Annotated in this window: 16 protein-coding genes; 9 read left to right on the forward strand and 7 right to left on the reverse strand. The window is 72.6% G+C overall.

Features of this window, described 5'->3' with window-relative positions:
* Positions 1–420 precede the first annotated feature (420 nt).
* On the reverse strand, positions 421–1,587 hold the full coding sequence (locus ABR737_RS20805; protein ID WP_350251642.1) for a secretion protein snm4: 1,167 nt from the start codon (positions 1,585–1,587) through the stop codon (positions 421–423).
* Between the two features lie 155 nt (positions 1,588–1,742).
* Between ABR737_RS20805 and ABR737_RS20810 the strand changes: the two genes are divergently transcribed.
* The 6 genes from ABR737_RS20810 to rarD all read left to right on the forward strand — a co-directional run bounded on the left by ABR737_RS20810 (position 1,743) and on the right by rarD (position 10,389).
* Positions 1,743–3,086, forward strand: coding sequence for a sensor histidine kinase (locus tag ABR737_RS20810; protein ID WP_350251643.1), 1,344 nt, complete (start codon positions 1,743–1,745; stop codon positions 3,084–3,086).
* A 287-nt stretch (positions 3,087–3,373) separates the two neighbouring features.
* Complete coding sequence (locus ABR737_RS20815; protein WP_350251644.1) at positions 3,374–4,687, forward strand: sensor histidine kinase; 1,314 nt, start codon at positions 3,374–3,376, stop codon at positions 4,685–4,687.
* A 335-nt stretch (positions 4,688–5,022) separates the two neighbouring features.
* Positions 5,023–5,682: a LuxR C-terminal-related transcriptional regulator gene (locus tag ABR737_RS20820; RefSeq protein WP_350256865.1), complete on the forward strand. Its 660-nt coding sequence runs from the start codon at positions 5,023–5,025 to the stop codon at positions 5,680–5,682.
* A 294-nt stretch (positions 5,683–5,976) separates the two neighbouring features.
* A complete protein-coding gene (locus tag ABR737_RS20825; protein ID WP_350251645.1) occupies positions 5,977–7,929 on the forward strand; it encodes a 2-oxoacid:acceptor oxidoreductase subunit alpha in 1,953 nt (650 codons plus the stop codon).
* Positions 7,922–9,016 carry a 2-oxoacid:ferredoxin oxidoreductase subunit beta gene (locus ABR737_RS20830; RefSeq protein WP_350251646.1) on the forward strand — a complete coding sequence of 365 codons (1,095 nt, stop codon included), beginning with the start codon at positions 7,922–7,924 and terminating at the stop codon, positions 9,014–9,016. Before ABR737_RS20825 ends, ABR737_RS20830 begins: the two co-directional genes overlap by 8 nt.
* Positions 9,017–9,264: 248 nt before the next feature.
* Positions 9,265–10,389, forward strand: a complete 1,125-nt coding sequence (rarD, locus tag ABR737_RS20835) for an EamA family transporter RarD (RefSeq protein ID WP_350251647.1) — start codon at positions 9,265–9,267, stop codon at positions 10,387–10,389.
* On the opposite strand, the gene ABR737_RS20840 is transcribed toward rarD, so the two are convergent.
* The 6 genes from ABR737_RS20840 to ABR737_RS20865 all read right to left on the reverse strand — a co-directional run bounded on the left by ABR737_RS20840 (position 10,379) and on the right by ABR737_RS20865 (position 18,374).
* The gene (locus ABR737_RS20840; RefSeq protein WP_350251648.1) at positions 10,379–11,248 is read right to left on the reverse strand and encodes an ABC transporter permease; all 870 of its coding nucleotides are present in this window, start codon (positions 11,246–11,248) and stop codon (positions 10,379–10,381) included. The genes rarD and ABR737_RS20840 overlap by 11 nt on opposite strands.
* Positions 11,235–12,374, reverse strand: coding sequence for an ABC transporter ATP-binding protein (locus ABR737_RS20845; protein ID WP_350251649.1), 1,140 nt, complete (start codon positions 12,372–12,374; stop codon positions 11,235–11,237). The genes ABR737_RS20840 and ABR737_RS20845 overlap by 14 nt, the downstream gene beginning before the upstream one ends.
* 164 nt (positions 12,375–12,538) lie before the next feature.
* Positions 12,539–13,807 carry a LolA family protein gene (locus ABR737_RS20850; protein WP_350251650.1) on the reverse strand — a complete coding sequence of 423 codons (1,269 nt, stop codon included), beginning with the start codon at positions 13,805–13,807 and terminating at the stop codon, positions 12,539–12,541.
* Between the two features lie 365 nt (positions 13,808–14,172).
* The gene (locus ABR737_RS20855) at positions 14,173–15,186 is read right to left on the reverse strand and encodes a polyprenyl synthetase family protein (protein ID WP_350251651.1); all 1,014 of its coding nucleotides are present in this window, start codon (positions 15,184–15,186) and stop codon (positions 14,173–14,175) included.
* Positions 15,187–15,894: 708 nt separating this feature from the next.
* Positions 15,895–17,097, reverse strand: a complete 1,203-nt coding sequence (locus tag ABR737_RS20860) for an FAD-dependent oxidoreductase (protein ID WP_350251652.1) — start codon at positions 17,095–17,097, stop codon at positions 15,895–15,897.
* Positions 17,094–18,374 (reverse strand): carboxylate--amine ligase, encoded by a 1,281-nt coding sequence (locus ABR737_RS20865; RefSeq protein WP_350251653.1) that lies wholly within the window; start codon positions 18,372–18,374, stop codon positions 17,094–17,096. Before ABR737_RS20865 ends, ABR737_RS20860 begins: the two co-directional genes overlap by 4 nt.
* Positions 18,375–18,659: 285 nt before the next feature.
* Between ABR737_RS20865 and fahA the strand changes: the two genes are divergently transcribed.
* From fahA to ABR737_RS20880, 3 genes are all read left to right on the forward strand, one after another.
* Positions 18,660–19,862: a fumarylacetoacetase gene (fahA, locus tag ABR737_RS20870; protein WP_350256866.1), complete on the forward strand. Its 1,203-nt coding sequence runs from the start codon at positions 18,660–18,662 to the stop codon at positions 19,860–19,862.
* Complete coding sequence (locus ABR737_RS20875) at positions 19,859–20,509, forward strand: GOLPH3/VPS74 family protein (RefSeq protein ID WP_350251654.1); 651 nt, start codon at positions 19,859–19,861, stop codon at positions 20,507–20,509. Before fahA ends, ABR737_RS20875 begins: the two co-directional genes overlap by 4 nt.
* 262 nt (positions 20,510–20,771) lie before the next feature.
* Positions 20,772–21,251 (forward strand): hypothetical protein, encoded by a 480-nt coding sequence (locus ABR737_RS20880; protein ID WP_350251656.1) that lies wholly within the window; start codon positions 20,772–20,774, stop codon positions 21,249–21,251.
* Positions 21,252–21,304 lie beyond the last annotated feature (53 nt).

The raw sequence follows: 21,304 nt of genomic DNA on the forward strand, positions 1-21,304 counted from the left end.
CGTCAGCGGTGTGTCCCATACGGTCGCAGCCACGGCCGAGGGGGCGGACGTGGCGGCCGCCGGCTCGGGCGCATCCCCGGGTACGGGCATGGCCAGCGCCTCGGGCGCATCCCCAGGTACCGGCGTGGCTGCCCTGGCCGTCTTCTCAAGGGTGACTGCGCCAGTGCCGCTCTTCTCAAGGGTGGGGCCACCGGGGCCACTCCCCGTGCCGCCCTCCGCGGCGCCCGTTCCCGCGGGCATCCCCGGCGTCATCGCCGCCCCGCCGAGACCGCGCGGCACATCGTGCTGCCGGTCTCCTTGCACAGGTTGCGCCGGTTGCCCAGGCTGCACCGGTTGCCCGGGTTGCCCAGGTCCACCCGGCCCGCTCGATCCCTTGGTTTCCTCTGCTGACATGGTCCCGCGGCCGCCTTTCCGGTTCCGTCAGAAGGTGTGCAGCAGCCCGCTGAAGACCCCGAACGCCCCGAGGGCCACCGGGATCAGCGCCACCACACTGACCGACTCGACGAGGTTCATCAGCCGGCGCAGCCGGACCTGAACGTGTTCCGGCACCCGCACCGCGAGCACCACCAGCGGCAGCACCGCCGCCACACACAGCGCGGCGAGCGCGCCCGGTGCCCCGGCCCCGTCCGCCGCTCCTTGCCACACCAGGCTCACCCCCACTGCCGTACCGGCGGCCAACAGAGCGACGACCTCGACCACCAGGGGATAGGCACGCGCACGTGACAGCGTCACCAGACACAGCAGGGCCGCGGCCGCCACCGACCAGCCGTCCTCCGACCCGGCCGCAAGTACTCCCGCCGCACCCGCCGAGACCGCCATGGCGACGGTGGCCGGCGCGAGACCGCGGTGGGTCGCACCGAGGGCGGTCGCCACCTGATGCCGGCTCACCGGCGCGCCACCGGAACGCCGGTCATCGAGCCGGGTCAACCCGGCCGCCGTCAACGCCAGTCGGGGCAGGTAGCCCAGCACGAGCACCGAGAGCACACCGAGTACGACCCCCGCACGCGCCACCCCGGTCAGCGCCAGCGCGGCCTCCCACGCTCCCACCGCGAGCGCGACCGCCGCCGCGCCGACGAGTCCGCCGCGCCCCAGCTCCGTACGGACGCCGAGCAGCGCGAGCGCGGCCGCAACGGTCAGTCCGACGGCGGCCAGTCGCACCGCGCCGGCCGGAGCGGCCTGCCAGGAGGCGAGTGTGCCGAGCGCGCCGCCCCACACCAGCAGTGCGGTGGCCGGCGCACGCCGTCCGAGCCCTCCGGCGGCAGCTCCGCCGGCCGCGGCGAGCACAGCAACGCCCCCGAGCCAGGGGGCGGCCGGCCCCGGCCCGTACCAACTCGCCGCCGCGACCCCGGCGACCAGCGCCAACAGCACGCTCGCGGCACCGGCCGTCCACGTCCGGCTGCGCGCGTCCCAGGACCGGCCGGGCACCGCCGGACCGCCCGGGGTGTCATCGGCGGCCTCGCCAGTTGCCCCGTCAGCTCTGCCGTCAGCGGCCTCATCGGTGGCGTGCTCGGTGGCGTACCTGGTGTCGTGCTCAGTCGCGTGCCCGGTGGCGTGCTGCATCCCCGCCGTCACCAACCGCCGCGCCATCGCCCGCTCCCCCTCCCGATCTGTATCGCGACACGATACGGCCCTCCTCCGACACGCTGTCCAGCACGGTCGGCAGCGGCGGGTGGGGAAAACCCCACCCCCACCACCCCAGCCACCCCATGGCACGCGGATCGGCAACCGGGCAGGCTGGGCGCATGACGGAGAGTCCCCGGCCCAGTGCCGATATTGGCGATACCACCCCTGACGGTGGGTCACTGCCGCCGCCCGCAGGGCCACTCAGCGGCGCGACGTGGCGGGAGATCGCGTACCTGCTGTCCAACTTCCCGCTGGGTCTCATCGGGTTCGTGGTGCTGGTGGTGTGGCTGACCCTCGGAATCGGGCTGGCCGTCACCGTGATCGGCCTGCCGCTGCTGGCCGGGGGCCTGGTGGCCTGCCGGCAGTACGGGAAGCTGGAACGGGCGCGGGCGCGGGCCCTGCTCGGGGTGCGGGTGGCGGAGCCGAGTCCGCTACGGGCCCGGGAGCGGGGGTTCCTGCCCCGGATGTGGACGTGCCTGAAGGATCCGGTCGCCTGGCGGCATGCGCTGTTCGCGTTCATCCGGCTGCCGTGGGCCCTGCTCACCTTCGCCGTCGCCCTGGTCTCGCTCCTGGTGGCATGGCCGGCGCTCCCGTGGCTGGCGCGCTGGCTGACCAACGTGGACCGGGCCATGGTGCGCGGTCTGCTCTCGCCCTCCGACGAACTGGAGCGGCGGATCGCCGAGCTGGAAACGGACCGGGTGACGGTCACCGACACCGCGGCCGCCGATCTGCGGCGCATCGAACGGGATCTGCACGACGGCGCACAGGCCCGGCTGGTGGCGCTCGCCATGGGGCTCGGCCTGGCGAAGGAGAAGCTGCTGGAGGGCCGGGCCGACGACAGCGTGGCGGCGATGGTGGACGAGGCGCACGGCGAGGTGAAGCTGGCGCTGCAGGAGCTGCGGGATCTGGCCCGGGGCATCCATCCGGCGATCCTCACCGACCGCGGGCTGGGTCCCGCCCTGGCCTCGCTGGCCGGGCGCTGCACGGTGCCCGCCACCACGGCCGTGGACCTGGACGAGCGGCCCGCGCCCGCCATCGAGGGCATCGTCTATTTCACGGTCTCGGAGCTGCTGCAGAACGTCTCCAAGCACAGTGCGGCGCGGGAGGCGTCCGTGGAGGTGTGGCGGGCCGAGGGGAGTGGGCGCGGCGGGCACGGCGGGCCCTCGGGCAAGGGCGCTGGCGGGCCCCGGGCGGGCGACCGGCTGCTGATCCAGGTGACGGACGACGGGAAGGGCGGGGCACGGCTGGACGGCGGCAGTGGGATGGCCGGGCTCGCCGAGCGGCTGGGGTCGGTGGACGGGCTGTTCGTGCTGGATTCGCCGGTGGGCGGGCCCACGCGGGTGACGGCGGAGCTGCCGTGGCGGGCGCGGACGGCACGGAAGGCGTCGGCGAAGGTGCCGAGGGCGGCGAAGGCCTCGAAGGCGGGGGCAAGGGCTTCGAGGGCGGAGTCGAAGGCGCGCTGACGAGGCCGGAGGTGCGCTGACGGGGGCCGGAAGTGCGCTGACGGGGCCGCGGAGGCGCTGACGGGGGCGGAGGGGCCGCCGACCACCCGGCCAAGGCGGGTGGCGGCGGCCGCAGGCCCGGGGGTGGGGAAAACCCCAGGCGAAGACTGCGAAAGGCCTCATGGTGCGCGGGACGCCGGCCGCGGACCCTTGTCATGGCGGAAAGAACCGCACGGCCTGCAGGTCAGGCAGCGGGTCCGACCGGGCAAGGGCCGCATCCGGCGGAACGGACGAACGGACGACGAGACATGGAAACCGCATACGCACCGCAGCCCCACGGCTCCCGGGTGCCCGAGGGGCTGCGCGCCCCGTTCTCCGGGCGGGCCTGGCGGGAGTTTCTGTACCTCATCCTCAGCTTCCCGCTGTCCATCGTGATGTTCACCTACGCGATGGTGGTGATCACCACGGGCGCCGGTCTGCTGATCACGTTCCTCGGCATCCCGCTGCTGGCGGGCGGGCTGGCCGGCGCCCGTGCGCTGGGCGCCCTGGAGCGGGTGCGGGCCCGCGCGCTGCTGGGGCTGGACGTCGCCGACCCCGAGCCCGTCCGGCCGTCCAAGCCGAGCCTGATGGGGTGGGTCGGGGCCGTACTGAAGAGCGGGGCGTCCTGGCGGCACGTTCTCTACTCGCTGCTGCACTTCCCGTGGGCGCTCTTCTCCTTCATCTTCTCGGTGACCTTCTGGTCCCTCGGCTGGGGGCTGCTGACCTACCCGCTGTGGCGGTGGACGTTCCCCGCCTACCTCGGCCAGTCGGGTATCCAGCTGTGGGGCGACGGCAACGGCCACGGCGCCTGGCTCGACACCCCGACCGAGACCGCGGTCGTCAGCGGGGCGGGGCTGCTGCTGGTGCTGGCCGGGCCGTGGGTGGTCCACGGGCTGACGCAGGTGGACCGGGTCATGGTCCACGGCCTGCTGGGGCCCTCCTCCCTCGCCACCCGGGCCTGGCAGCTGGAGTCGGACCGCGGGGTGATGGTGGACACCGCGGCGGCGGATCTGCGGCGCATCGAGCGTGATCTGCACGACGGGGCGCAGGCCCGGCTGGCCTCGCTCGCCATGGACCTGGGCCTGGCCAAGGAGAAGCTGGCCGAGGACCCGGAGGCCGCCGCGCGGATGGTGGACGAGGCGCACGGCGAGGTGAAGGCCGCGCTCCAGGAGCTGCGGGACCTGGCCCGCGGGATCCACCCGGCGATCCTCACCGACCGGGGCCTCGGCCCGGCCCTGTCGGCGCTGTCCGCACGCGGCGCGGTTCCGGTGACGGTGACCGTGGACCTGGACCGGCGGCCGGCCGCGGCGGTCGAGGGCATCGCGTACTTCACCGCCTCCGAGCTGCTGCGGAACGTCTCCCAGCACTCCGGGGCCACGCACGCGACGCTGGACGTCTGGCACACCGAGGACCGGATCATGGTGCTGGTCGCGGACAACGGCCACGGCGGCGCACACACCGGGCCGGGCACGGGCCTGGCCGGCCTCGCCGAGCGGCTGGCGGCCGTCGACGGCCTGCTGCTGGTGGACTCCCCGGCCGGCGGCCCGACCTGCATCACCGCGGAGCTGCCGTGGCGCGGGTGACGGCGGGGCTGCCGTAGCACGGTCGGCCTCCGAGCTGCCGGGGCAGCTGGCTACCGGGTCGCCAAGGCACCAGGCCGCCGGGCCACTGGAGGCCTGGCCGGCGCTCTGGCGGCTCCGGTGCCTTGGTGCCCCTGCTCCACCCCACGCGCGGCCCAGCCCCCACCCCCGTCGCACCCCGCCCCAGCCCCCGTATCAGCCCCGCATCGCCCCCACTCCCCCTTCCCCGCACCCCGATCCCCCTCATCCGCCGCGCCGCCGTCCGAATGCTGGAATGCTGGAGGCCGACGGGGTGGGACGCGAGGAGACATGGGGGAACCTGAGCCGTGGAGGACAAGGTGCGGGTGGTCATCGCCGAGGACTCGGTGCTGCTCCGCGAGGGCCTGACCCGGCTGCTCACCGACCGGGGGCACGAGGTCGTGGCAGGTGTGGGGGACGCCGAGGCGCTGATCAAGACGATCGGGGAGCTGGCGGACGAGGGGGCGCTGCCGGACGTGGTCGTGGCGGACGTACGGATGCCGCCCACGCACACCGACGAAGGGGTCAGGGCCGCCATCCGGCTGCGCCGGGACCACCCCGGCCTCGGGGTGCTGGTGCTTTCGCAGTACGTCGAGGAGCAGTACGCGACGGAGCTGCTGGCCGGGTCGAGCCGGGGCATCGGCTACCTGCTCAAGGACCGGGTGGCCGAGGTGCGAGAGTTCGTCGACGCCGTGGTCCGGGTCGCCGGGGGCGGAACCGCCCTGGACCCTGAGGTGGTGGCGCAGCTGCTGGGCCGCAGCCGGAAGCAGGACGTGCTGGCACATCTGACACCCCGGGAACGCGAGGTCCTGGGCTTGATGGCCGAGGGCCGGACGAATTCCGCGGTCGCCCGGCAGCTGGTGGTCAGCGACGGAGCGGTCGAGAAGCACGTCAGCAATATCTTCCTGAAGCTGGGCCTGTCGCCGAGTGACGGGGATCACCGCAGGGTGCTTGCGGTGCTCACCTACCTCAACTCCTAGCGACCTGACAACCTGTCAGGTAGGCGCTCCGAGACGTTTTCCGCCGCGGTCCAGGACTTTGGTCGTAGAACCAATGGAGGGGTCCGGAGCGTCATGAAGAAGGGGCCACGGGGGTGGTGATTTCATGACTAAACACACCAGATCGGTGTCTCATGTTGATGTCCAACATGCGAGCACCCCAGGGAAGGCCACCCTTACCCACGTACGATGGTTATGGGACAACCGGTCGGTATGACACGTCCCGAGCCCTGCCTCCGGCGGGGAAGCCGCACCCCTCGAGGGAGGTCCGAAGCAGTGACCAGCCAGGTCAGTAGCACAGCCGAGCAGACCGACGCAGCGCTTGTCGGGGAAGAGCGCGCTTCCGGTAACGGCGGCGAAGGCAAGGAAGTCCGACGCCTCGACCGGGTGATCATCCGGTTTGCCGGTGACTCCGGTGACGGTATGCAGCTCACCGGCGACCGGTTCACCTCGGAGACCGCGTCGTTCGGAAACGACCTGTCGACGCTGCCGAATTTCCCCGCCGAGATCCGCGCCCCTGCCGGAACCCTGCCGGGCGTCTCCAGCTTCCAGCTGCACTTCGCCGACCACGACATCCTCACGCCCGGTGACGCGCCGAACGTGCTGGTGGCGATGAACCCCGCGGCGTTGAAGGCGAACCTCGCGGATGTGCCGCGGGGCGCGGACATCATCGTCAACACCGATGAGTTCACCAAGCGCCCGATGGCGAAGGTGGGCTATGCGACCAGCCCGCTGGAGGACGGGTCGCTGGAGGCCTACAACGTCCACCCGGTGCCGCTGACGACGCTGACGGTCGAGGCGCTGAAGGAGTTCGGGCTCTCCCGCAAGGAGGCCGAGCGCAGCAAGAACATGTTCGCGCTGGGGCTGCTGTCGTGGATGTACCACCGGCCGACCGAGAGCACCGAGAAGTTCCTGCGGGCGAAGTTCGCGAAGAAGCCGGAGATCGCGGAGGCGAATGTCGCGGCGTTCCGGGCGGGCTGGAACTTCGGTGAGACGACGGAGGACTTTGCCGTCTCCTACGAGGTCGCGCCGGCGACCACGGCCTTCCCGCCCGGCACCTACCGCAACATCTCCGGGAACCTCGCGCTGTCCTACGGGCTGATCGCGGCCGGCCGGCAGGCGGACCTGCCGCTGTATCTGGGCTCGTACCCGATCACCCCGGCCTCCGACATCCTGCACGAGCTGTCCAAGCACAAGAACTTCGGTGTGCGCACCTTCCAGGCGGAGGACGAGATCGCCGGGATCGGCGCGGCGCTGGGCGCCGCGTTCGGCGGGGCGCTGGCGGTGACGACCACGTCGGGTCCCGGTGTGGCGCTGAAGTCCGAGACGATCGGTCTGGCGGTCAGTCTGGAACTGCCGCTGCTGATCGTGGACATCCAGCGCGGCGGACCCTCGACGGGGCTGCCGACGAAGACCGAGCAGGCCGACCTGCTGCAGGCGATGTACGGGCGCAACGGTGAGGCGCCGGTGCCGATCGTGGCACCGAAGACGCCCGCGGACTGCTTCGACGCCGCCCTGGAAGCGGCCCGGATCGCGCTGGCCTACCGCACGCCGGTCTTCCTGCTCTCCGACGGCTACCTGGCCAACGGTTCGGAGCCGTGGCGGATCCCCGAGGTCGACGAACTGCCGGATCTGCGGGTCCAGTTCGCCTCGGGCCCCAATCACCAGCAGGCGGACGGCACCGAGGTGTTCTGGCCGTACAAGCGGGATGAGCAGACGCTGGCCCGGCCCTGGGCGGTGCCGGGCACACCGGGCCTGGAGCACCGTATCGGCGGTATCGAGAAGCAGGACGGCACGGGCAACATCTCCTACGACCCGGCCAACCACGACTTCATGGTGCGCACCCGCCAGGCGAAGGTCGACGGCGTCGACGTCCCCGACATCGAGGTCGACGACCCCACCGACGACAGCGGCCGGGGCGCCGGGACCCTCGTACTGGGCTGGGGGTCGACCTACGGACCGATCACCGCGGCGGTGCGGCGCGTGCGGCGGGCCGGCGAGCGCATCGCGCAGGCCCATCTGCGCCACCTCAACCCCTTCCCGGGGAATCTCGGCGAGGTCCTGGCGCGTTACGACAAGGTGATCGTGCCGGAGATGAACCTCGGACAGCTCGCCACCCTGCTGCGCGCCACGTACCTCGTCGACGCGCAATCGCACACCCAGGTCAGCGGAATGCCGTTCAAGGCCGAGCAGCTCGCGGAGGTCTTTAAGGAGGCCATCAATGACTGAGACGATCGCGGAGGGGTCCTCGCCGATCGAGGCGCTCTCCCTGGTGCCCAAGGCCGATGCCAAGCAGTCCATGAAGGACTTCAAGTCCGATCAGGAAGTGCGCTGGTGCCCCGGCTGCGGTGACTACGCCGTCCTTGCCGCCGTGCAGGGCTTCATGCCCGAGCTCGGCCTGGCCAAGGAGAACATCGTCTTCGTCTCCGGCATCGGCTGCTCCTCCCGCTTCCCGTACTACATGAACACCTACGGGATGCACTCCATCCACGGCCGCGCCCCCGCCATCGCCACCGGCCTGGCCTCCTCCCGGCGCGACCTGTCCGTATGGGTCGTGACCGGCGACGGCGACGCGCTCTCCATCGGCGGCAACCACCTCATCCACGCCCTGCGGCGCAACGTCAACCTCAAGATCCTGCTGTTCAACAACCGGATCTACGGTCTGACCAAGGGGCAGTACAGCCCCACCTCCGAGGTCGGCAAGATCACCAAGTCGACGCCGATGGGCTCGCTGGACGCACCGTTCAACCCGGTCTCGCTGGCGCTCGGCGCCGAGGCGTCCTTCGTCGCGCGCACTGTCGACTCCGACCGCAAGCACCTCACCTCGGTGCTGCGCGAGGCCGCTGCCCACCCCGGCACGGCGCTGGTGGAGATCTACCAGAACTGCAACATCTTCAACGACGGCGCCTTCGAGGTCCTCAAGGACAAGGACCAGGCCGAGGAGGCCGTCATCCGCCTGGAGCACGGGCAGCCGATCCGCTTCGGCGCCCTGGCCCCCGACGGCTTCGGCTCCAAGGGCGTGGTCCGCGACCCCGCCACCGGCGACCTCAAGGTCATCGACGTCCGGGAGGAAGGCCTGGGCGGGGTGCTGGTGCACGACGCGCACAACCCCTCGCCCACCACGGCCTTCGCCCTCTCCCGGCTCGCCGACCCCGACACGCTCCACCACACCCCCATCGGGGTCCTGCGCAACGTCAACCGGCCGGTCTACGACACCCTGATGTCCGACCAGCTCGACGACGCCATCGAGCAGAAGGGCAAGGGCGACCTGGCCTCTCTGCTGAACGGCAACGACACCTGGACGGTCGTCGGCTGACGGTCGGTCCACGACGGCGGATCATTCCGACGGGCTGCCCGCGGGCTGCCGGCGGGTGTCCCTACGGGAGCGTCTTACGGCGTCCCGTACGGGCACCCGTTTTGCGTTCCCCGGGCCCGGGACGCGTGAGCCGGCCCGGCACTCGTGGGCCGCCGGCCTGTCATGACCGTATGGCAAGACAGGTATGACAGCCGGGCAGGGCGGCGCTACTTTCGCAGAGGCGGCGAAGCATCCTGCGGAGGTCCCCCTTGCAGCCTCGAAGCGATCAGCGTGCCGGACTTGCCTACGGTCTCGCCGCCTACACCATGTGGGGCCTGCTGCCGCTCTACTGGCATCTGCTGGACGCCGCCTCACCGTCCGAGATCCTGGCCCATCGCATGGTGTGGTCGCTCCCCGTCGCCGTCGTCATCCTGGCCGTGCTGCGCCGCTGGTCCTGGATCGGCCCGTTGCTGCGGCAGCCCAGGAGGCTCGGGCTGATCCTGGTCTGCGCCCTGGTCATCTCGGCGAACTGGTTCCTCTACATCTGGTCGGTCAACGCCGGGCACGTCCTGGAGGCCTCGCTCGGCTATTTCATCAACCCGCTGGTCAGCATCGCCTTCGGCGTACTGGTGCTGCGCGAGCGGCTGCGGCCGCTGCAGTGGACGGCGGTGGGGACCGGCCTGCTCGCCGTCGTCGTGATGACCGCCGCGTACGGCAAGGTGCCCTGGATCGCGCTCGGGCTGGCCTTCTCGTTCGCGACCTACGGGCTGGTCAAGAAGGGCATCAAGCTCGACGGGATCGAGGGCTTCAGCGCCGAGACGGCCCTCCAGCTGCTGCCCGCGCTGGGGTTCCTGGTCTTCCTCGGCTTCCACGGCGAGTCCCGCTTCACCACCGGAGGGGTGGGCCAGGCGCTGCTGCTCTCGGGTTGCGGTATCGCGACGGCGGTACCGCTGATCTGCTTCGGCGCCTCGGCCGTGCGGCTGCCGCTGACGACGATCGGGATGATGCAGTATCTGGCGCCGACCTTTCAGTTCCTGCTGGGGCTCACCGTGTTCCACGAGCGGATGCCGCCGGAGCGCTGGGCCGGCTTCGCTCTGGTGTGGGCGGCCCTGACGCTACTGACCTGGGACGCGCTGCGGACCGCACGGCGGGGTCGGGCGGCACTGGCCGAGGCGGCGGCACGTGCGGGCGAGGCGGCCGGGGCGCATGTGGGCGAGGTGGCCGGGGCGCGTTCGGGCGAGGTGGCCGGGGCGGTGCAGGCGGCGGAAGCGGACCGGGCAGCGGAAGCGGCGGCGGGCCGGTCGACGGATGCGGACCGGGCAGCCGATGCAGTGGCGGGGAGGCCCGCCGGAGCACCGGACGCGACGCCGCGGTCCGGTGGCCTCACCCGGTGATGTCCCGGGTGGTGAAGCGCGCCCAGGCGGCCGAGCCGAACACCACGGCGTACAGCGCCTGCAGGCCGAGGTTCTTCTGCAGCTGGTCCCAGTAGACGGGGTCGCGGAGCAGGTCCGCGAACGACAGCCAGTAGTGCGGGAAGAGATAGGGCTGGATGGCGTGCAGCTGCGGGAGGGTGTCCAGGATCTGCACGGTGATCAGCAGGCCGACCGTGGTCGCCATGGCGGCGATACCGCTGGTGGTGAGTGCCGAGATGAACAGGCCAACGGCCGCCACTCCGATGAGGGACAGCGCCACCGCGACCGCGATGGCCAGCGCCCGCAGCAGCCCCTCGCCGAAGGACACGGACGTCCCCGAGAGCAGGGTGACCTCGCCCAGGGGGAAGAGCAGGGCGCCGGTCGCCAGGGCGGAGAGCGCCACGACCAGGGTGCCCACCAGGCAGAACGTCAGGACCGTGGCGTATTTGACCAGCAGCAGGCGGGTGCGGCCTGCGGGAGCCACCAGGAGATAGCGCAGCGTCCCGCCGTGGGCCTCACCGGCGAGGGAGTCGCCCGCTATCACCCCGATGGACATCGGCAGGAAGAACGGCAGCGTCACCGCGAGCGAGGTGAAGACCAGGAAGAGGCCGTTGTGGGTGACCTGCGAGAGGAACGCCGGGCCGCCACCGCCACCGCCCGCGCCGCCCCCGCCACCCGTCTCGATCTTGACGGCGATACCGACCAGGACCGGTACGCCCGCGAGCACCGCCAGCAGCGCGAGGGTGCGCCAGCGCCGGAACATCGTCACGATCTCGCTGCGCAGCAGACCCAGCGACCACAGCGGTCGGGGCGTGCGCGCCGCCGCCTCAGCCTGCGACATCGAAGCCCTCCCCGGTCAGCTGAACGAAGACATCCTCCAGCGACGCCCGCTCCCTGCCGAACCCACGGACCCGTACACCGGCGAGCACCAGCGCGGCGTTGAGATCGGCCAGGTCCGGCAGGTCCCCCAGCTCCGGCACGTCCTCCAGCTCCGGCAGGTCCGGCGGCGTCCCGCCGTCCGGGGTGCCCATGGACGCGTGCGGGCCCGGGAGTTCGCCGGTCACCCGGTCGCCGGTGACCTCCAGGCCGGTCAGGCCGTGCTCCTTCAGGACCCGGACCGCGTCGGCCGGGTCGGGGGTGGTCACCGTCAGCCGGCCGTGACCGCGCGAGTCGAGAACCGTGGCGGAGAGGTCGGCGACCGTGCCCTGGGTGATCAGCCGGCCACGGGCCATCACCGCGGCATGGGTGCAGACCTGCTCGATCTCGTCGAGGAGGTGGGAGGAGAGGAAGACGGTGGTGCCGTCCGCCGCGAGTTCGCGGATCAGCGCGCGGATCTCCCGCATGCCCTGGGGGTCCAGGCCGTTGGTCGGTTCGTCGAGGACCAGCAGCTCACGGGGCTGGAGCAGGGCCGCGGCCAGGCCGAGGCGCTGCTTCATGCCGAGGGAGTAGGCGCGCGCCTTCTTGCCGGCCGCGGCGGCCAGGCCCACCCGCTCCAGTGCCTGCCCGACCCGTTCGGCACGGGTACGGGGATCGGCGAGCGGGTCGGCGGCGTCGAAACGGCGGAGATTGTCCCGCCCGCTGAGGAAGCCGTAGTGCGCCGGGCCCTCGATCAGCGCGCCGACCTTGGGGAGCACCCGGCGTACCGCGGCCGGCATCGGCTGCCCCAGCACCCGGGCGCTGCCGGCGCTCGCCTGGATCAGGCCCATCAGCATGCGGATGGTGGTGGTCTTGCCGGAGCCGTTGGGTCCGAGGAAGCCGAAGACACTGCCCCGCGGTACGGCCAGATCAAGTCCGTCGACCGCGAGCCGGCCGCCACGGTAGGCCTTGGTCAGCCCGCGCGTCTCGATCGCCGGCTCCCCGGCGGGCCGGCGAGCGGGCTCGTCGTCGGCCGGGCGGGCGTCGTCGGGCGCGCGGGAGCCATCGGGTGGCCGGGCGCCGTCGGGCGCCGAGGCGGTGGGCTGTGGCATCGGCTCCCCCCGACGTCGTACGGATGTGGCCCACGAGCCGCACCGCGCCACCCACGGAGGGGCGGCACGGCGCTCCCGCTCTTCTGCGCTTCCGCACTTGCGCACGTCCGCGCTTCCGCGCTCTGTATTTGCTTGGCGCTTCTGCGCTTCCGCGCGGTGGCCCGTTACTTGGCGGCGTTGGCCGCGTCGATCAGGGCCTGCTTGTCGACGGCGCCGACGTAGACCGTGCCCTTGTCCGTGACCAGGGCATTGACCAGGCGGGTGCTGAAGACCCGGCCGGAGCCGAAGGAGCCGTGCGCCTTCTCGCCGATGCTGTCCAGGAACTTGGCGGCGTCACCGCCGGCGCCCTGCTCCTTGCCGGAGGGCATACCGGGGCCGGCGCCCTTGATCGTGGCGATGGACGTCCAGCCCTTGCCGATGACGTTCAGCCCGCCCATGTCCTTCTTGAAGTCCTTCGCGCCCTGGTGGGACCGGAGGTTCTTGCCGTGCTCGCGCTGCGCCTTCGCCCCTGCCTTGTCGCCGTCGACGACCTTGGCGCCCTTGGGCGGGGTGAAGGAGAACGTGCTCGCGGCGGGCTTGGCGAAGTCGACGTTCGTGTAGCCGACGTCGATGGCGGCCGCGCCACCGCTCTTGGGGGTCAGGGTGAACTTCAGCGGCACGCCGTTGGAGGCGTCCACCGCGACCCGGATCGAGCCGACCGTCGAGGCGGCCTGCTTGGGCTTGATCAGCAGCTGGTAGGCGTCCCGCCCGGCAACCGTGGCGGTGCCGTCGACGGTGACCGAGGTCGTGTCGCCGGCCGCCTTCAGGGCCTGCTTCGCGAGGTCCTGCGGGGTGGCACCCTTCAGGTTCTTGGGCAGGCCCTCGGGCGCCCGGTGCTGCTTGCCGTGCGGGCCGGCGTGGGGTGCGGTGCTGTGCACCGCGGTGTTGCTGCCGCTGTCGTAGGCCCAGACCTCGTTGCCGTTGTGGACAAGGCTGTACTCGGCGGCCTTGTCGATGATCGACACCCGCTGCTTCTCGGGGCCGTCGGCCGCGACCCGCAGCGTGTGCGCCCCGGACGCCAGCTCCATCAGCTTGTTCTGGGGCGCGGCGGAGGCGCCGTCGCCGCCCTTACCGCCGGGGGCCTGGCCGCCGCCGAAGCCGCCCGCCGCGCCGCCGGCGCCCGGCAGGGACGGCAGACCGAGGTCGGTGGTGACCCGGACCGTGCCGGAAAGCTGCTGGACATCCGACTTGGCGACCTTGGCTATCAGGTCCTGCGCCGAGATCTTGGGCAGGTCCGGAGAACCGGAGCCGGCGAACGCCGGGACCAGCCCGATCGTGGCCGCCGCCACTCCCGCCACGGCAACCGGTACGCCGTACCGCACCGCCTTACGGCGCCTCGGGGAGCGCCTCTCGTCCCATCCGTCGGTGGCCTGTGTCGGTTCGTTCCGTGGCATCTGCCCTACCTCCGTCGTATGCGGCGGTTGCTGCGCTGTCCACTCGTCACCCCTGGGGCTCATTGTGACCGTCCGCCGCGCTCTGGTGCTTTCCATCTCACCAAATCGCCTCACGAATAGCGTCACCCAGCGGGAGCAAGTCGTCCTACTGCTGAGGTATGACGCATGGTCACCGCAGGGCGGAGTCCGTACCCCAGGAGTCTGAGCGTTCCCTAGGGGATGCGGGCACCGGCTCTAGGGGATGCGAGGCACAGGCAGCGGAGCGATGCGGAACACGGGGAGGGAAGGCAGGCACGGAAAGCTGGCACGGAGAGAACAAAAAGCAGGCACGGAACACAGCCCCCGCACAGGCCCCCAGGCAGGCCTCAGCCAGCCCGGTGCACCACCGCGTCGCAGAGCCCTTCCAGGGCCGACTTGGCCGTGCAGGACCGCAGCGGCGCCAGCATCGCGCGGGCCTCCTGCGCATAGCGCACGGTGTCGCGGCGGGCCTCTTCGAGCGCCGGGTGGGCGCGCAGGCCGGCCAGTGCCTCGGCGTGCCGGGCGTCGTCCGTGAGGTCGCCGGACAGCAGCTCGGCAAGGGCACGGTCCTCGGGCGTCCCGGCGTCGCTCTCGGCGCGCGCCCGCAGATGCAGCACGGGCAGCGTCGGGATGCCCTCCCGCAGGTCCGTGCCGGGCGTCTTGCCCGATTCATGCGAATCGCTGGCGATGTCCAGCACGTCGTCGGCCAGCTGGAAGGCGGTGCCCAGGCGCTCGCCGTACTGGGTGAGGATGTTGACCGCCGACTCCTCGGCGCCCGACATCATCGCGCCGAACCGGCACGCGACGGCGACCAGCGAGCCGGTCTTGCCCGCGAGGACGTCCAGGTAGTGGCTGATGGGGTCACGGCCGTCGCGCGGGCCCGCGGTCTCCAGGATCTGGCCGGTCACCAGGCGCTCGAACGCCTCGGCCTGGATCCGGACCGCCTCAGGGCCGAGGTCGGCGAGGATGTGCGAGGCGCGCGCGAACAGGAAATCGCCGGTCAGCACCGCGACGGAGTTGCCCCAGCGGGCGTTGGCGCTGGCCACGCCGCGGCGCACTTCGGCCTCGTCCATCACGTCGTCGTGATAGAGCGTCGCGAGATGCGTCAGCTCCACGACGACCGCGGAGGGCACCACGCCCGGGCTGTAGGGGTCACCGAATCGGGCGGCCAGCGTCACCAGCAGCGGCCGGAACCGCTTACCGCCCGCGCGCACGAGGTGCTGCGCGGCTTCGGTGATGAACGGCACGTCGCTCTTGGTGGCCTCCAGCAGGCCCTCCTCGACAGCCGCCAACCCGGCCTGGACATCGGCCTCAAGAGCCTGGTCCCGCACGCTCAGCCCGAAGGGCCCGACGACGGTCACGAGGGGTACTCCTGTCTGCTGACGATCAAACTGAATGTCGATCTGTCGCTGTCTCCACCGTTGGCCAGCGTATCCGGTCGCAGTTCGATCACCGTGAGCGCCCGCCCCCCGAACCGCCCGGGAAGCACAGCGGCCCGGCCGACAGGTTCTGGATCACCTGTTGACGAAAGTGTGACGCGGGAGCGTGGTCTGCGGCAACGAGAGGAGTATTTCCGGCCTGCTTCTTGTCCGGCAAGGCATCCCGCCCGGCCAGGGCACGGCCGCCCCGCTCGCCTCCGCGCCCGCTCTTCCGCGCCTCCGCGCCCGTCTCGCGCGCCTCCGTGCCCGCCTTACGCGCCTCCGCGCCCGTCCCCCGCTTGCCCGAATCGCCGCGGTTTCGCCCGGATCACGGTCACTGCGTCCACCATCACCGCAGCTTCCCGCGAAAGCACCCCAGCTCCCCCGAAGTCACCGCAGCCTCCCGCGAAGGCCCCGCAGCGCAGGGTGACTTCCCTCGCCGGAGACGAGCCGCAGGGCCCCACCGGAAGCAGCGCCACCGGCTCACCTCACCGGCAGGCCCGCTCCGCGGCGGCCCCTCTCACCCGCAGGCCCCTTCCGCGGCAGCCCCGCTCACCCGTAGGCCCACCTCCCCCCGCAGCCCCCTACTACCTGCAGGCCCGCTCCCCCGCAGCCCCTCTCACCCGCAGGCCCCTTCCGCGGCAGCCCCGCTCACCCGAAGGCCCGCGCCACCGCCCGTGCCAGCCGCGGCGAGGCGAACTCCGTGCCGCACACGAAGCGCATCACCGGCCCGAACGAGGCGGCCGCCGGCAACCCCGTGAAGTACAGCCCCGGTACGGACGAGCCGAAGCCCGCGTCCAGCAGCGGCCCGCCGGCCCGGGTCACGATCCCGGTGCGCAGCCCCTGGCCCAGGAAATCCAGTGCCGCCAGGTCCATCCGGTAGCCCGTCGCGGCCAGCACATGGTCGGCGGCGAGCTCCCCGCCCTGCCCGTCGGCCCCGCGCAGCGCCAGTACGGGACGGCCGTCACGGACCGTGGCCCGTACGATCCGCCGCCCCTGCGTCACCTGCACCCGGCCGGCGAAACGGTCCCGCAGCCACCACGCCCCCAGCGGGCCGAGCACCCGCCGCACCAGATACCGCCGGGCGGGCACCGGCAGCCGGCGAAAGCCGCCGGCGTAATACGTCAGCGCATGCAGCGACCAGGCGTTGCCGAACGGCGACGGCGGCCGCAGGCGGGGCTGGCGGTCCGGCGGCGCACCGAAGCCCACCGCGGCCTGGCCGCGCGCCACCACCCGTACGGATGCCGCGCCCGCCTCGGCGAGCAGCACCGCGCTCTCCAGCGCCGACTGCCCGGCGCCGATCACCACCACCTCGCGCCCGGCCAGCGCGGACAGGTCGTGGTGCTGCGAACTGTGCGAGACCGGGCCCGTGGCGGACGGCCCGTCCGGGATCGCGGCGGCCAGCTCCGGCGGCAGCTGCGCCAGCCCGCTCAGGCCGGTGGCCACGACCACGGCCCGCGCGCCGACCTGCTCCCCGCTGTCCAGCTTCAGCTCGAAGCCGCCGTCCCGCCGGTCGACCGAGACCACCTTGACCTGCTCCAGATCGGGGACCGTGCGCTGCTGCACCCACTGCCCGTACCGGATGAACACCTCGATGGGGACGATGTCCCAGTCCGAGGCGTAGGGCCCCTCCCCCGTCTCCGCGCAGAAGTCGCCGAGGGTGCGGCCGGGCTGCGGGACGTCGATGGTGGAAGCCGCCGGCGTCGACTTGAGCAGCATGCCCGCGGGCATCTGCGTGCGCCAGCTCGCCATCGGCGCCCCGAAGACCCGCACCGGCAGGCCGCGGGCCCGTAGATGCGCGGCCGTCGACACGCCGTACGGGCCGGCCCCGATGACCGCTACCGGAGTGCTCACTTCGGTCCCTCCCCTTGCCTGAGTGGTGCCTCGGTACCCGCCCGGCGGCCCGCCAGCCGCAGTTGCCTCAGATGCCGGGCGCCCGGCCCGGCGGACCGCGCCAGCATCGTGAGGAACGGCAGCGGGTCGTCGCCCGCGAACCACGCCAGCTCGGTGCCCGAGGCCCGCGCCGGAGCGTGCGGCGGGCGCGGGCCGCTGCGCCGGTACGCGAGCCGGGCGGGCAGATCGACGTTCTCGACGACGAAGCGGCGCCCGGCCCGCTGCGCCCCCTCGGGGACGGTGCGCCCGGTGAGCTCCAGATGCTGGGCGCGGACGACATCCACCCCGGCGGCGTTCTCGAAGAGCCGGAACTGCGCGCCCATCCGCGGGTTGAAGTCCAGCAGCTTGTACCGGCCGTCGCGGCGGTCGAAGCGCCAGTCCAGATCGGCGATGCCGGTGAACCCGATGCGGTCGACGAACTCCGCCGACATGGTGGCGAGTTCCGGGTTGTCGACGACGTACGCGCAGGCCGTCATGCCGGCGTGCGGTGGCCAGGAGCGCACCTTGACCCCGGTGAACAGCGCCAGCGGCGCACGGTCCGCGCCGAAGCAGGCGTGCACGATCCAGTCCTCGGCCTGCTCCCGCGGCAGGTACTCCTGCAGGATCACGCCCGGCCGCGGGCCCCAGTCACGGGCCAGATCCAGCAACTGGTCCGGCCCTCCTATCCGGGTCGTCCCCGCGACGGCGGGCCGTTTGCGCCGGACGAACGCCTCGCGGTTCTTGGCCACCACCGGGAAGCGCGCCCGCCCGGCGTACGCCTCGATGTCCGCGTACGAACCGGGGAAGACGGCGGCCGGCGAGGGCACTCCATGGGCCGCGCACAGTTCGTGCAGGCCCTGTTTGCTGGCCAGCCGGCGCGGCAGTCCGGGGGCGGAGCGGGGGAAGAGGAACGACCCGGCGAGCGCGTCGGTGTGCTCGGCTATCAGCACGGCCGCCTCTTCGTCGGTGGGGAGCAGCAGCGTCGGCCGGCCGATCCGCCGCCCGATCCGCAGCAGCCCCGTCACCAGCCGGTCCGGCTCCTCCCGCCCGGTGGTCGGCCAGACGAAACGGCCCCGGAGATAGCGGGAGAGGGCCGCCGGGGTGAAGCGGTCCTCCGTCACGGCGTACATGGGCACCCCGAGCCGCCCCAGGCTGCGGATCGCCCCCACACCTCCGTGGTGCAGGGGGTAAGCCCCGATCTTCACGATCAGCCCCGGAACGCTCCGGTCGACCGCGAGCCGTGCGGCACTGCGAGCCACGTGTCCCCCCAACGGCGCGGTCCCTCCCCGGCCCGCGCCAGGAAAGGAAGCTAGGCCCGAATTGCGCAGTGCAGCAAGGCTTTTCCGGACATTGCCGATGCTTGGGGGCGCATCACACGGCGCGCCCGCCGTCCGAATCCGTACGCCCGCACGCCCTCGCGCCCCATGACCGCCCCGTGGGTCACCACCCGGCCGTACGCTGATCGTCGGCACCGCCGGCCGTCGGGCCACCAGGTCCGGCCGGCCCGGCCGCCCACCGGCGACGACGAACGCGAGGAGCTGTCCATGCCCGAGCAGAGCCCGTTCGACCTGGCGGAAGGCGATCCCTTCGGCCCGCACAACCTGCCCTACGGCGTGTTCAGCACCGCCGACGCGCCCGGTCAGCGGCGCCTCGGCGTCCGCTACGGCGACCGGGTCCTCGATCTGAGCGCACTGCCGAGCGCCCTGCCCGCCGCCATCCACCCGCACGCCGAACTGCTCGCGGCCCCGACCCTCAACCCGCTGCTGGCGGCCGGCCGTCCCGTCTGGCAGCAGATCCGGGCGGCCGTCCGCAGCGCCGTGACCGACCCGGCGCACCGCGACGAAGTGGCACCGCTGTTCCATCCGCTCACCGAGGTCACGCTGCACCTCCCCTTCGAGGTCGCCGACTACGTCGACTTCTACGCCAGCGAGCACCACGCCACCAACGTCGGCCGGATCTTCCGCCCGGACGCCGCGGCGCTGACCCCCAACTGGAAGCATCTGCCGATCGGTTACCACGGCAGGGCGGGCACCGTCGTCGTCAGCGGCACCCCGGTCGTCCGCCCGCACGGCCAGCGCAAGGCCCCCGCGGACGAAGCGCCCTCCTTCGGCCCCTCCCTCCGCCTCGACATCGAGGCCGAGGTCGGCTTCGTCGTCGGTACGCCCTCCACGCTGCACGAGCCCGTACCGCAGGAAGCCTTCCGCGACCACGTCTTCGGCGTCTGCCTCGTCAACGACTGGTCCGCGCGCGACATCCAGGCCTGGGAGTACGTGCCGCTCGGCCCCTTCCTGGGCAAGTCCTTCGCCACCTCCGTCTCCGCCTGGATCACCCCGCTCGACGCCCTCGACGAGGCCCGGACGCCGCCGCCCGCCCGGGACGTGCCGCTGCTGCCCTACCTCGACGACGCGGACGCGGAGCCGGGCGGCATCGACGTCCGCATCGAGGTGCGCATCAACGGCGAGACCGTCTCCCGGCCGCCGTTCTCCACCATGTACTGGACGGCCGCCCAGCAGCTCGCCCATATGACCGTCAACGGCGCCTCGCTGCGCACCGGCGACCTGTTCGCCTCCGGCACCGTCTCCGGTCCTGACCCCGACCAGCTCGGCTGCCTGCTGGAGCTCACCCAGGGCAAGGGCCCCTACCTCCAGGACGGTGACGAGGTCACTCTCACCGCCTGGGCGCCGGGCCCCGAGGGCGCCCGGATCGGCCTGGGCGAGGTCACCGGCCGCATCCTGCCCGCGGGATGACCGGCGCGCCGCTCACCCTCCCGGAGGAGCTGCTGCTGCTCGCCCTCGACCCGGTCCGCGGCCGGCCGCTGAACCACGGCGCGTACCTGCGGTACGGGCTGGCCGGTGCGGCGCTGGCCGATCTGGAGGGGGCCGGGCGGATCACCGTCGAGGGCCGCGACCGGATCGTGGTGGCCAACCCGCTGCCGCTGGGCGACCCGGTGCTGGACGGCGCGCTGGCGGCGCTTCCGGGACCGGCCAAGCAGCGCCGGGGCGGCACGGCGCGGCGCTGGGTGCGCAGCGCCGGACGGCCCGTTCAGGAGCTGTGTCTGCGCCGGCTGGAGGAGCGCGGCGCGCTGCGCAGGGAGTCCCGGCGGGCCCTGGGCCTCTTCCCCTACGAGCGCTTCCCGGCCGGGGCGGTGGATCTGGCCGGCCCGGCCCGGGAGCGCTTCGCCGCGGCGCTCGGCGCCGGGTTCCCGGACCGCCGCAGCCGGCTGCTCGGCGCGCTGGCCTCGGCGACCGACCTCGACCGCAGGCTCCTGCCGGGCCGCGAGTACCGCACGGTCCGCCGCGAGATGAAGCGCTGGGCACGGGAGATCTGGACGGTGCATGCGGTGGAGCGCGCGGTACGTCAGGACAAGGAGGCGGCGTCGAATGCGGGCTCGTGAGGAAGGCGGCTGGGGCCGGAGGGGACCGAGCAAGGCCGGAGGGGACCGGAGGAGACCGGACGAGACCGGCTGAGGCCGGAGGGAACCGTACGAGAAGGGCCGAGACCGGCTGATATACGGCAGATGTGCTCATCCGTCCCGCCCGGCGTCCCGCTACGTCACAGCCCCACACCAAGTCCGTACCGGCGTTGCCGCGGTCCGGGAACCGTCACGGGCCGCTGCTAGCCTCACGGGTCCCTGACCCACAACGGAGGAGACGTACGTGCGTAAGGCAGCGCAGATCGCCGGGGCGGCAGCCATCGCCGCGATGCTGCTCAGCGGTTGCGGAAGCAGCGGCGACAACGGCAGCGGCAACGACAGCAAGCCGAGCAAGTCGCCGGACGCGCCGTCGACTCCCGACAAGCCCGCGGGCGCCGGTGCCGTCGAGGGCGCCTGGAAGGCCGGCACGAAGAGCAGCCCGCTGATCCTGGTGATCAGCAAGGGCACCGTCGCCTTCAGCAACGGGCACAAGGCCGCCTGCCTGGGCAAGGTCCAGGAGATGGCCGGGATGACCATGGCCGCGATCAAGTGCACCGACAAGGACACCACCCGCACCGTGGGCACCCTCAAGCCCGCTGCCGACGGCAAGACCCTGACCGTCGACTGGAAGAACGGGCCCACCGAGAAGTACACCAAGTCCAGCGACGGCAGCGTGAAGGTCCCCGACATGCCGCAGCTGCCGAGCGGTATGCCCAAGAGCTGACCGCCGCCACCCGGCGGGCTGCCCACCGCAGGCCGGACCGCCCGCCACAGGCC

This window comes from Streptomyces sp. Edi2 (assembly GCF_040253635.1).
Taxonomy (GTDB): Bacteria; Actinomycetota; Actinomycetes; order Streptomycetales; family Streptomycetaceae; genus Streptomyces.

Excerpts from the sequence above, each read along its gene's own strand:
- ABR737_RS20875 (WP_350251654.1), top strand. The coding sequence starts at position 19,859 with ATGACCGGCGCGCCGCTCACCCTCCCGGAGGAGCTGCTGCTGCTCGCC.
- ABR737_RS20850 (WP_350251650.1), bottom strand. The coding sequence starts at position 13,807 with ATGCCACGGAACGAACCGACACAGGCCACCGACGGATGGGACGAGAGG.
- ABR737_RS20805 (WP_350251642.1), bottom strand. The coding sequence starts at position 1,587 with ATGGCGCGGCGGTTGGTGACGGCGGGGATGCAGCACGCCACCGGGCAC.
- ABR737_RS20815 (WP_350251644.1), top strand. The coding sequence starts at position 3,374 with ATGGAAACCGCATACGCACCGCAGCCCCACGGCTCCCGGGTGCCCGAG.
- ABR737_RS20810 (WP_350251643.1), top strand. The coding sequence starts at position 1,743 with ATGACGGAGAGTCCCCGGCCCAGTGCCGATATTGGCGATACCACCCCT.
- ABR737_RS20830 (WP_350251646.1), top strand. The coding sequence starts at position 7,922 with ATGACTGAGACGATCGCGGAGGGGTCCTCGCCGATCGAGGCGCTCTCC.
- fahA (WP_350256866.1), top strand. The coding sequence starts at position 18,660 with ATGCCCGAGCAGAGCCCGTTCGACCTGGCGGAAGGCGATCCCTTCGGC.
- ABR737_RS20845 (WP_350251649.1), bottom strand. The coding sequence starts at position 12,374 with ATGCCACAGCCCACCGCCTCGGCGCCCGACGGCGCCCGGCCACCCGAT.
- ABR737_RS20840 (WP_350251648.1), bottom strand. The coding sequence starts at position 11,248 with ATGTCGCAGGCTGAGGCGGCGGCGCGCACGCCCCGACCGCTGTGGTCG.